Genomic DNA, 12,056 nt, shown 5'->3' on the forward strand with positions numbered 1-12,056 from the left:
CGATAACGCAGCATCAATGCCAAACAGGCGCTGCCCGAAGGGTTCTGCCTAGGGGCGATTTACTCTTTGTTGCTCGGTTTTTACTTAGTCCACTAGTTTACAAACCTCGCGCCGCGATTAAACCGCCCCTAGTTTGAACAAATATTAATCCGCAAAGGTCAACAGACCCTAGCTTTACAAGCACAAGGTTATTAGCCCTGTGCTTCTATGATGGGTTGTTATTGTAAGTAGTCAACGACCAGTTGAGATAATGATTTTACGCCAAGTTGTAAGGCATTTTCGTCAACATAAAACTGAGGTGAATGATTACTTGGCGCTGTTTTAGCGTTTTGATCTTTTGGAGTGACGCCTAAAAAGTAAAACAGTCCAGGTGTTTCTAGCGCATAATAACTAAAGTCTTCTGCACCGGTAATCAAATCTGTGGAAATAATGTTGTCAGCGCCAGCAATACGGGCAAGCGTAGGGGTCATTTTTTGAGTCAGTGCAACATTATTTACTGTTACAGGGTAGCCGTGATCTATATGCACATCAGCTTTTGCACCAGCGGATTCGGCAACCAGTTCAGCGGTTTTAGCTAAACGTTTTTTAATATCGGCACGCATAGTTTGATCAAACGTTCTAATTGTACCAATCAGCTCTACATTATCGGGGATAATATTTGAGCGTATGCCGCCGTTAATCGCGCCAAATGAAATAACAGAAGGCGCTTTAGTTACATCTACCTGGCGAGAGGCGATTGTTTGAGTTGCCATTATAATTTGTGATGAAGCAACAATGGGATCTACGCCATTCCAAGGGCGCGAGCCATGAGTTTGACGACCCGTTACGTTAATTGTGAAAGAGTCTTCACTGGCCATTAGTGGCCCTTCTCTAAAGCCAATTTGTCCGGTATTAAGTGAGCTGGTGACATGCAAGCCAAACACCGCTTCAGGCTTTTGCTTAAATAAGCCTTCTTTTAACATCAGCTCAGCGCCACCTTCTTCGCCCTCGGGGGCACCTTCTTCAGCCGGTTGAAATACAAACAGTACTTCGCCCGCTAACTGATCTTTTATTTTTACCAGTGACTCTGCCACGGCCATTAAAATAGCAACATGAGTGTCGTGCCCGCAGGCATGCATAACGCCTACTTCATTGCCACGATAGGTTGATGTTTGTTTAGAGGCAAAGGGTAAATCAACTTGTTCGGTAACCGGTAAAGCATCCATATCAGCACGCAATGCGATTAGAGGGCCTTTTTTACCGCCACTTAATTTAGCCACAACACCGGTATGAGCAACGCCAGTTTGTACTTCAAGACCCAGTGATTTTAAATGTTCAGTAATGTACTTGGCGGTTTCAAATTCGCGATTACTCAGCTCTGGATATTGATGTAAGTGACGACGCCATGTAATGACTTTTTCACTCACACTTTGTGTTGCTTGTTCAAGTTGGGTGTTAACACTCGCGGCAAAACTAGGGGCGGAAATGGCGGTTAATAAAAAGCCACCACATATTATTTTTTTTATCATTATGATTCCTTGGTTGTTCGTATGTAACTAACTTACGCTATTACGCTGATAAAAAGTAGTGCCGTGCGATAGTTAACAAAAAAGTTCACGGTGTTTTCAATGGCGGTTTATAAAGCCCATAAACTGTTCCAAATAGCACAATAGTTTAGCGCTTTTGTCGTATTTTAACGCAGATATTTAGCCTTAACAGCGAAAATGATAACAAAATGTTGCATTTTTTAACTTTGTTCCCAATACTGGTCAATGCGTTGCTTTTACCATGCACCGACAACAGCGTGTAACAAGCTAAGCATAATAAAAATATTGAATCAGTTAAGGATTAATATGAACAACACACACATATTTAAACGCGTCTCTTTATTTGCAGCAGCATTAAGCCTGCTAATGAGTTTTTCTGCGCTCAGTAAAGAGTATAAGGTAATTTTAATTCATGGCTTACAGGTATCACAACTTACCAATAAAGCAGGTAGTGATGTAGTAAACGATGGCCAAAGCTATTGGCAGTCTTACTGGGTGAACCGCGCAGATGAGCGCATCGATTGGCCTGCGTATGAACGAATAGAAGGAAAAATTACTACAGATTGGGTATGGCCCAAGCTACAACAGATCTCTCGCTCAAATTTATGCGAGCCAGGTTGCGTGTTTGTAACCCACTCTACCGGTGACTTAGTTGCCCGATATATTATAGATAACCAGGAAAACTGGCTAGAAAACGCCGGCTTAAAACCGCTTAATATTATTGCTACCTTTGATTTAGCAGGTGCTGGTGGCGGTAGTGAATTAGCCGACTTAGCGGTGAGTACATTAACAGGCGCATCGTGGAATTTTGCTGTAGATGCCGCGCTAACGTGGTGGTTAGGCAGTGAAGTTAATGAGGCGGTAGGCGTATTGCACGATTTAAAAGTAAATAATGCACGCAGAATTGCGCCATTACCTGATGCACGCACACCTCGTTTACGTTTTGTAGCCGATGGTAATGCTTACTTAGGTTTAACGGCTGGATTTTTACGCGGTAATGACGACTCGGTAGTGGCTACTCACTCATCATGTGGTGCAAGCTCGGTAAACTCATTTGGTAGCTGTAGCACCAATATTGACACTAATGGGCGTTTAAAATCGCAAGGTGATGCTGTTAATAGTTTTATGCCATATCATTACCCATTAATGATGACTAACAGTTACAGTCATAATGAGATTCAACAAGCGCAGCGCCAAGGAAATGTAACGATTGCGATGAATAACATTACGGTAGCTGGCGACACGCTAGGGTTTGAAACCGTAGATGAAACCACAGGTAGTTGGTTTTGGAAGAAACAATATCGTTATGTAAAAGACTCAGATAATTTGAGTGCATCGGCACTTATATATAATGTGATCCCGTGATATAAGCATACTTAAAACATCGTGTAGTATACGTACTACACGTTTTATATAGGATAACTAACCGATGAAAAAGTCCTACGTGATTGGCTTTGCTATCAGCATGGGCCTACTTATGTGGTTTTTAATTGATGAGGGTCATGCAAGTTACCCCCTAAAACAAGCTCCTCTCAATGATAAAAAGCCGATATCGACACCTCCTGCTCAGCAGCGCACGCTAAGCCAACCTGTGACAAAGGCAACAACAAAAACCAGCTCAGTAACTCAGTCAGCATTTGATGAAGACTTAGCCAAAGCCGCCTCTGTGGTTGCTGATCAGTATCAGAAAAGTTTGGCGTTTCCGCCTTATTCACAACCATTAACGGTATATGATGAGGACAGACTTAAGCCAAATCAGTTCTTTCCTGTTAGCAGCCCAGTGGGTGAGCAAGGAGGGGAGTTAACAGTGAGCTTGTCTCAATATCGGTATGTGTATCCACAAGCTATAGAGCTAACCGTAAGCGCTCCAAATTTAGGTAAGGCGGTAGTGACACTCAGTAATACAGACACCAAAAAGTCGCTAAAAACGCAAAGCGGTGTGGCTCGTCAAAATGAGCTGGCAATGACATTTAAAGGTGAAGAAGACTATCCTCGTAATTTACAATTATTAGTTGAAGTCGATATCGCGGGTAAAATAGTCCCGGTGGTGGCACAAATACACTATATGCCGCCTAGTGCAACGCTAACTAGCTTTGATAACGCGTATCCACGTAATGATAATATGATAGTGCCTGCTAATTTAACAGTTATAAAAAGTGGCTTATACCGTTTAAGAGCTAACTTATACAGTGGAACTTCGCCATTAGCACATTTAGTTGCTAAAGCACGTTTAAATGAGGGCAGTCAGCAAATTGACTTTAAAGCGCATTGGTCTGTTTTGCCCAAGCAAACGAATGACTTACGGTTGAGGGACTTTGTTATTGAACGTATGTCGCCAAGCCCAGGTGAGCTTAACAGTTTTGGTGAAAGTGAAATTAGCGAGTTTACTATTGAAGATTTTGCTTACGACAGCTTACAGCAGTTGCCTTATCAGGCAAACAAACAAGAAATGCAGAGTTTAGAGTTTTTACAAGGATTAGCTGCTGGTCAGTAGCAGCATAGAACAAAGTGAAGGGTTTGCATTACTGCAAACCCTTAAAAATTAGCTTAAATTAATGGTAACCACGTCGGCTTGGTTTGTTTCATCTTGCTCATGATTAACTGGCACTTTTGGAATATCTGGTTTATCGAGCGCGATATCGCCCCCATCAATAACGTCACCCGTTTGCAAGTTGGTAAAATCAAATAATTGATTATCAGCTAAGTGTGAAGGCACAACGTTTTGCATGGCGGTGAAAATACTCTCTATACGGCCCGGGTGCTCTTTATTCCATTGCTCCAGCATATTTTTAGTGTGCTTACGTTGTAGGTTTTCTTGTGAGCCACATAAGTTACACGGAATAATAGGGTAGCCTTGGCTGAACGCATATTTGCTTATATCGGCTTCTTTACAATATGCCAGTGGGCGAATAACCATATGCTCACCGTTATCGCTCATTAGTTTAGCCGGCATACTTTTTAGTTTTCCGCCATAAAACATATTTAAAAACAAGGTTTCTATCATATCATCGCGGTGATGACCCAGTGCAATTTTAGTCGCACCTAACTCTTTAGCCGTGCGATATAAAATACCACGGCGCAAGCGAGAGCAAAGCGAGCAGGTTGTTTTACCCTCAGGAATAATATCAGTAACAATACTGTAGGTATCTTCTTCTACAATTTTGTATTCAATATTTAAATTATCAAGATACTCAGGAAGCACATGCTCAGGAAAACCAGGTTGTTTTTGGTCGAGATTTACTGCAAATAAATCAAACTTGATAGGTGCAACACGTTGTAAATGTTGCAACATGTCGAGCATAGTGTAACTGTCTTTGCCACCCGATAAGCACACCATAATACGGTCACCTTCTTCAATCATGTTAAAGTCCATGACAGCTTGACCTGTGAGGCGGCGTAAACGCTTTTGAAGCTTATTTAAGTTGTATTGAGCTTTGGCTTGAGCAGAATGAGACACTACGCCCCCTTGTAAATAGTACGGCAAAATTAATTGCTAAAAATAAAGGGGCGTATTATATGCCATATGTAATATGGGAGCTACTGCAAACGCTAACTTTCTGCAAGCGGGCTTACGTACCCATCAGGTTTAAGTGCAAGTACATCACAATCAAGGCTGTCAATAGCAGTGTTGCCTACTAAGGCAGCGCTTAAGCCAGTCCGTCCCACAGTGCCAATAACCACTAATTCGCTGTTTAAGCGTTTTGCAACATCCGGTATCACATCTTCTGGCAATCCCTCTTCAATAAAGCATTGATCAGAGGTTAGGTTAAACTCATTAGCGAGTTCATTGGTTGATTCAATATGATGTTTTTTAACTGATTCGTTATATAACCCTGGGTTAAACTCAGGGATCTCTATGGCTATATTAACCGGTGTAGCAGGGTATGCATTGACTAAGTTAAGTTTAGCATTAGCCAGTTCACATAAAAATTGTGCATCTTTAATTATGCGTTTATTAAGTGACAGGTGCTGATCGTTTTCACTGACTGCATTAACAGCCGCTAAAATATTCCCATGTGCTGGCCACGCCATATCTTTTACAAATAATACAGGGGTTGGGCATTTTCTGACTAAGTGCCAGTCTGTTGGCGTGAAAATAACCGCTTTAAGCGCACCATGCTGATGAGTACCTTTGATCACTAGGTCATATTTATCATTAATAACGGTATTAATAATGGCTTCGTAAGGGCGGTTATGCCAAATGACTTGGGTATTAATATTAATGTTTTGATAAGGAGAGACAAGATCTTTTAACCATAGTTCGCGATCTTTTAACACCGCTTTACGCATTGCTTCACGTTCATCACCAGAGAGCATAGTAGTCATTTCGTAAGAGAAATCGTACACCGTCATAAAGGCGGTAATGCTAGCCCCTGATTTTTTGGCTAAATCTATTGAACGCGCGAGGGCATTTTGATCGTCTTTAGTTGGGTCAATAACCGCGATAATACGTTTAATCGTTTCCATTGTGCTACTCCATTCACTTAACAGTTATACCTTGAGTGTAACGCAAATACACAACAGTTAAAGGGGTAGCACTAATATTCTTGTTCTATATCAAGAAATAAAGCTTCTCTAATTTTGAAACCCTTATCCTGCATGAACGTGTGTAGAGCTTTACAAAATTTAATTATTTTCAGGCTTTATTAAAGTGTTGTCTTCCACAGTGAATCCACTCGTTTTTTTCACAAAGTCTACTTCAGGTAGTAAGTTATAAACATTATCTTTGATTGTAGAAAATAGATAACTTTTTCCGTCTCGAGTAAATAAATTAATAAGATCCCAGTATTTCTTTTCAGGATAAACAGTCATATCAATATCAATAAAATGGTTGTTATTGATATGAATGCCTCTTATAAAAATATCGTCGATGAGCTCATCAGGCACATCAGAAAGTATTCTAATTCCCCCTTTAGCACGTAAAACGGTGTTGTGAGTAAAATAAATATTTCCCCAATTAAAAGGCTCGGTCACACTCCTTGGTTTATTTGGGTAAGCATTGAGGATAAACTTATCACTGTCTATAAAAGTGTTAGCAATTATTTTAACATCCGAGTAATAGGTCAGCTCAATTGCAGTGCCTTTAGTTTTTTTAAAGGTATTATATTTTATTAAAGCTTTAGAAACAGGTTTTCTAGTGGCTAGTTTTAAGGAACCTTTCAGACCTTCAAATACATTGCTTTCAACAGTAATATCATGTGTACCACCATAGTTTCCACTCCATGGGTGAGTTGTGGTCACTTGGGTAACATTATTAAAATAATTATTACTAATTTTTACTCTGAAAGAGTTGATAGGGGCATTATATGATGAACGCTTTGAGGACGTTGCTCTTATCGCTGCATCGCCAAAATCAAAAAATTGATTATGTTTAATTGAAATATCTTCGGAGCCTGCAAAAAGGATACCTTGCTCACCCCAAACATAATTAATTTTGTCTGTGGTTAACCCTCTAAAAATAAAACCATTAATTTCTATGAAGCGTGAATTATAAAAGGATAAAATATACTCTCCTTCAAATTGGTCACACTTTTTTAGTATAACGCCAGTATTAGCTGTAATAACAATATTGTTAAGATTTCTAACAATAATAGCTGAGCAGATGTCATAAACTCCTGGCTCTTCTATTTTTAGCGCGGAATTTTCTGCCGTGTTTAAAATCAAGTCTTTTAGTGCTTGTGAGTCATCAATGCCATCATCGGGGATCATTGAGCTCGATGCTTGGCTACTAAATAAAATACTTAAAGAAAGAGCGATAAATAGAAATAAAGATTTAGGCATAATATTGTCCTTCTATGTAAGAGTTTAATAGGACGTAGTTGCTTTTATATTAAAAAATGAGCCAGACAATTCATTCATCGACTCTTAAAAGTGAATGGTTAATACCTCTACTCAAAGTGTTAGTAGAGATAGAGCATAATTGCAATAATTATGCTCCAATTCAGGGTAGGATTAATTTTAAAATGAGAAGCGATTATTAACGAGGCTTAACAATCGCAGCCGTTTTGGCTAAAGCGTCATTATCTAAAATAGTAATAAATTTACCTTCTACTTTAATTAAGTCGGCTTTTTGAAAACGGCTTAATAAACGGCTGATAGTTTCTACGGTTAAACCTAAGTAGTTACCAATTTCGCCGCGAGTCATAGTAAATCTAAATTCTTTACGTGAAAAACCACGCTCACCAAAACGCTCTGATAAGTTATAAATAAAGCTAGCAAGACGTTCTTCAGCTGACTTTTTATTAAGTAATAATAGCATTTCCTGATCGTAGGTTATTTCACTACTCATTAAACGCATTATTTGTTGGCGCAATTTAGGCAGTTTACCGGCTAGTTCGTCAAGAGTTTCAAAGGGAATTTCACATACCATTGAGGTTTCTAGTGCTTGAGAAAAACTTTGATGTTGCATTTTATTGATGGCGTCAAAGCCAACAAGGTCACCCGCTAAATGAAAGCCTGTAATTTGCTCATCGCCTTGCTCTGACAAGGTATACGATTTAAACGACCCCGAACGAACTGCATAAATTGCATTTAAAGGTGCGCCCGATTCAAATAAGTAGTCACCCTTGTGTAATGGTTTTTTTCGCTCAATGATCTCATCAAGTTTATCCATTTCTTGGCCATTTAAAGAAAATGGTAAACATAACTGGCTAATACTGCAGTTATTACAGCTAATGGCACAATTACCTTTAGCACGACTTTGAGAAAAATCCATAAGTTCAATCCGTTAAATTTCTATGCACAACATTTACCAATGTTAATGCACTAGCTTGTCTGTTGCAATGATCAGAAGGTAGATACCATACCAAATGATAACACTGCCTAATATTATTCGCGTCCAAGGGTGATTAAAAAGCGTATTGAGCTTTTGTGCAGCCATACCTAAGGTGATCATGGCAGGGAACGTCCCTAGGGCAAATGCCAGCATAACCAGAGCACCATTTATGGCAGTGCCACTGGTCATCGCCCATGTGAGCGCAGAATATACTAAGCCGCACGGTAACCAGCCCCATAGTGCGCCATAACCAAGCGCTTTTAATGGGGAATCAATGGGCATTAAATATTTATTAAGTTTAATTAAGTGCTGCCAAATGAGGGTTTTGCCAAGTTTTTCGAGCCATTGTAATGTCGCGGCTAAGCGCATGATATAAACGCCGACCAGTAACATAAACACGCCCGCTAAAAATGATAAAAACAGCGCAAAGGCCGAGTTTTGTGTGGCAAATTGACTACTAATACCGGCAACAAGGGCACCAGCCAGCATATAACTTAGCGCTCTGCCGCTATTATAGGCTAGAGAATATAACCAAGTTTGGCGCTTGTTACTGGCTAACTGTAATGAGCTGGCAATGCCGCCGCACATAGCAATGCAATGGCCACTGCCAATCAATCCCATTAAAAAAGCACTAACAAAAATCGGGTCAATCATTACTTTTATTATGTTGCTCTTTATCGTCTTCAAACAAAATACTGTGGCCTTGCTTGTTTAAATCAGAGAATTGCTCGCCTTTTACTGCCCAAAAAAACACGCCAATGGCAATTAGTACAAACAAGATAGCGATAGGAACTAAAATATAAATTATGCTCATAACTTTAATAGCCTTAGTGAATTACATATCACAATAATAGAGCTGGCAGACATACCAATTACCGCCATCCAAGGCGCAACTAAACCCATAGCAGCAAGCGGTAATATAGAGCCATTATATAATAAAGAAAGCGCTAGGTTTTGCTTAATTATACGCCGTGTTTGCTTAGCAATAGTCAACAAATGATCAATAGAGGCTAAATCACTGTTAAGCAGCACAACATCGGCACTGTTTTTAGAGATATCAGCTCCTGTTTCCATGGCAATTGATAAGTGGGCACTAGCAAATACTGGGCTGTCATTTACGCCATCGCCAACCATAGCAACAACTTCGCCTTGGGTTGACCAATGATCAACGGCGTCTTGTTTATCTTTGGGACTACAACTGGCTTGTACTGAATCAAGCTTTAATTTTTTAGCCACCTTGGCACCGGCATCTGAGGCGTCACCTGTTAGCATATGACAACTTAGATTGGCAGCCTTTAACGAGTTAATGAGTTTATCGGCATCTGTTTTTACTTTATCAACAAAGTAAAAGCGTGCAACGGGTTGCTTGTTTATGTAAAGGGTAGCTTGCGCATTGGTTTTTTTGGTATCAAACCAGCCACTTTTACCAATGGCGTAATGCGTATTATCGTATTGAGCACTGATCCCAACCCCTGGATGGAGCTGTACATCGTCAAATTTACGCTGACCTTTAAACTCTTTAAAGGCACTAGCAATAGGGTGCTCAGAATAGCTCTCAAGCTGTGCTGCAATATCAAGAATTTGCTCTTTGCTGTAGTTATCATCAAGTATGTCAACAACATCGAGGCTAAATTTACCTTGCGTAAGCGTACCGGTTTTATCAAAAGCAACTAAAGTAAGCTTTGAGAGTGTTTCGAGCACATGTGCTTGCTTAATTAATATACCTTTACGAGTTAAGGTAGCCACAGCACACGTTAACGCGGTTGGAATAGCTAAACTTAATGCGCACGGGCAGGTGGCCACTAACACCGATATAGTGATCCAAAAAGCGACATCAGGGTCAATTTGATACCAGCCAATGGCGGTTAGAGAGGCAAATACCAGTAATACGGCAACAAACCACTGCGCTACTTTGTCGGTAATTTCTACTAACCGTGGGCGTTTTGTTAGGGCATTATGTTGCAGGCGAATAATTTGATTAAGCAGGGTATTTTGGCCCAGCTTATTGATTTTTATTTCAATAATACCATCATGATTAACCGTGCCCGCATACACGTTATGATCAATATACTTTCGTACTGGCTGATGTTCACCAGTCATCATAGACTCATCAACACTGGTGCTGCCTTTGACTAAGATGCCATCGGCAGGGATAGTTTCGCCTGCTTTTATTAAAACGATATCGTTAAGCTTGAGCTTTTTAGCGGCAATTATGTGCTCTTTGCCGTTTTCATCGAGTGTACGGGCTGTCAGTGGCAGTAGCTTTTGTAAGTTGGCTGTAAATTCACTGGCCTTTAAGCGCGCTCTAAATTCTAAGTATTTACCTAATAAGAGTAAAAAGGTAAACATACAAATAGATTCAAAGTAAACTTCACCGACTTCCATTACCGTGGCGTAACAGCTTGCACCATAGGCACCAAAAATCGCCAATGATACCGGTAAATCCATATTCAGTTGTTTTGCTTTTAAGCCGTTAATTGCATTAATTAAAAAGGGCAGGGCGCTGTATAAAATAACGGGCGTTGCAAGGATCAAGCTGATCCATCTAAAGTACTGTTCAAAGTTGCTGTCCATCCCAGAGAACATACCAAAGTACATAGCAAAGGCAAACATCATCACTTGCATGGTCATTAAGCCTGCCACGCCGAGGCGGCGAATATAGGCTTTAGCTGTTTGTTGTTTTTGCTGGGCTTCTAAATCTGATTGGAATGGATAGGCTTTGTAGCCTATTTCAGCCAGTGAGGTGATTAGCTCACTTAAAGGGGTTGCGCTTTTATCCCATTGGATCATAGCGCGATTAGTTGAGGTGTTTACATCAACGCGCTTTACCGATTTAAGGTTAAGTAATTGCTTTTCAATAAGCCAGGCACAGGCGGCGCAGGTAATGCCCTCAACACTGAGAAGCACCTCAGAGTTGTCGTTATGCGTACTGATAAACCCATCTTGAATATCTTCATTGTCATAGCTTTTAATAAAAGCGAGTTGTTCAGGGACGAGTTGCTCTACTTTACCGGCACTAACAGTGCGATATTTGTAGTAGTCGGTCATCCCTTGGTCAATGATATTTTGTGCAACAGCTTGGCAGCCAATGCAACACATTGGCTCAGCGGTATTGTCTATAACAACATGTGCGCTAAATCCAGCAGGCACACTTTCAAGACAATGAAAGCAATTTTTAGACATACTAAATACTACTTATAGTTAGGAGTCACTAAAACGGTGGCGGTGGTTGGTAAACTAACGTTTTCTTTCATTTTCCAACTGTTATCAACGGGTTCAATAAACACCGAATATGCGCCTGGTGTATAGCTTTCTAATAATGCAGTGAACTCTTGATTAGCATTTGGGGTGAGGGTTGCCTCAAAATCGTGCGCTTTTATAGTACGGTGAAAAAACGACAATCTTAATGCGTGTATATTACTGGTATCGCCTTTGGTAAATTTAAAGCTTACACGCTCATCTGATACATTTAGGTCGCCATGTAAATACAACGCTTTTGCTTTATCAAACTTAACGAGTTCTAAGTTGATTGCTTTGCCTTTTTTATAGTAATCATCTACAACCATATCTGGGCCGTTACCAATGGCAGTAATAAATAAACTAATGCAGCCAATAATTGCAGCTAAAGGAAAGAAGATTAAAAACCAAGGCCAAAAATTTTTATACCACGGAGTCGGTTGCATAGTCGCTCTAAAATTAATTAATGTGCGGCTATATTATAATAAATAGAATGAAAAGACTAAAAAAAAGCCTCC

At 40.1% G+C, this 12,056-nt stretch carries 11 protein-coding genes; 2 read left to right on the forward strand and 9 right to left on the reverse strand.

The window, feature by feature from the left end; all coding sequences use genetic code 11:
• Positions 1–218: 218 nt before the first annotated feature.
• A complete protein-coding gene (locus PTET_RS06345; protein ID WP_096038355.1) occupies positions 219–1,508 on the reverse strand; it encodes an amidohydrolase in 1,290 nt (429 codons plus the stop codon).
• Between the two features lie 324 nt (positions 1,509–1,832).
• On the opposite strand from PTET_RS06345, the gene PTET_RS06350 reads away from it, so the two are divergent.
• Together PTET_RS06350 and PTET_RS06355 are read left to right on the forward strand one after the other, a co-directional pair.
• Entirely contained in the window at positions 1,833–2,891 is a 1,059-nt protein-coding gene (locus PTET_RS06350) for a hypothetical protein (protein ID WP_096038356.1), read from the forward strand.
• A gap of 64 nt (positions 2,892–2,955) precedes the next feature.
• On the forward strand, positions 2,956–4,020 hold the full coding sequence (locus PTET_RS06355) for a hypothetical protein (RefSeq protein ID WP_096038357.1): 1,065 nt from the start codon (positions 2,956–2,958) through the stop codon (positions 4,018–4,020).
• 48 nt (positions 4,021–4,068) lie between these two features.
• Here PTET_RS06355 and ttcA read toward each other — a convergent pair whose 3' ends face one another.
• The 8 genes from ttcA to PTET_RS06395 form a co-directional block, all read right to left on the reverse strand.
• Positions 4,069–4,983, reverse strand: a complete 915-nt coding sequence (gene ttcA, locus PTET_RS06360) for a tRNA 2-thiocytidine(32) synthetase TtcA (protein WP_058154443.1) — start codon at positions 4,981–4,983, stop codon at positions 4,069–4,071.
• 92 nt (positions 4,984–5,075) lie between these two features.
• Positions 5,076–5,993, reverse strand: coding sequence for a universal stress protein UspE (gene uspE, locus PTET_RS06365; RefSeq protein ID WP_096038358.1), 918 nt, complete (start codon positions 5,991–5,993; stop codon positions 5,076–5,078).
• Positions 5,994–6,152: 159 nt separating this feature from the next.
• Positions 6,153–7,307 (reverse strand): right-handed parallel beta-helix repeat-containing protein, encoded by a 1,155-nt coding sequence (locus tag PTET_RS06370; protein WP_096038359.1) that lies wholly within the window; start codon positions 7,305–7,307, stop codon positions 6,153–6,155.
• A gap of 196 nt (positions 7,308–7,503) precedes the next feature.
• Complete coding sequence (locus PTET_RS06375; RefSeq protein ID WP_013464664.1) at positions 7,504–8,241, reverse strand: FNR family transcription factor; 738 nt, start codon at positions 8,239–8,241, stop codon at positions 7,504–7,506.
• A 42-nt stretch (positions 8,242–8,283) separates the two neighbouring features.
• Positions 8,284–8,955, reverse strand: coding sequence for a sulfite exporter TauE/SafE family protein (locus PTET_RS06380; RefSeq protein WP_064662838.1), 672 nt, complete (start codon positions 8,953–8,955; stop codon positions 8,284–8,286).
• On the reverse strand, positions 8,948–9,115 hold the full coding sequence (gene ccoS / locus PTET_RS06385) for a cbb3-type cytochrome oxidase assembly protein CcoS (protein WP_008109812.1): 168 nt from the start codon (positions 9,113–9,115) through the stop codon (positions 8,948–8,950). Before ccoS ends, PTET_RS06380 begins: the two co-directional genes overlap by 8 nt.
• On the reverse strand, positions 9,112–11,484 hold the full coding sequence (locus PTET_RS06390; RefSeq protein ID WP_096038360.1) for a heavy metal translocating P-type ATPase: 2,373 nt from the start codon (positions 11,482–11,484) through the stop codon (positions 9,112–9,114). The genes ccoS and PTET_RS06390 overlap by 4 nt, the downstream gene beginning before the upstream one ends.
• 8 nt (positions 11,485–11,492) lie before the next feature.
• Positions 11,493–11,984: a FixH family protein gene (locus PTET_RS06395; RefSeq protein WP_013464667.1), complete on the reverse strand. Its 492-nt coding sequence runs from the start codon at positions 11,982–11,984 to the stop codon at positions 11,493–11,495.
• Positions 11,985–12,056 lie beyond the last annotated feature (72 nt).

The sequence above is a fragment of the Pseudoalteromonas tetraodonis genome, assembly GCF_002310835.1.
In the GTDB taxonomy this organism is placed as follows: domain Bacteria; phylum Pseudomonadota; class Gammaproteobacteria; order Enterobacterales; family Alteromonadaceae; genus Pseudoalteromonas; species Pseudoalteromonas tetraodonis.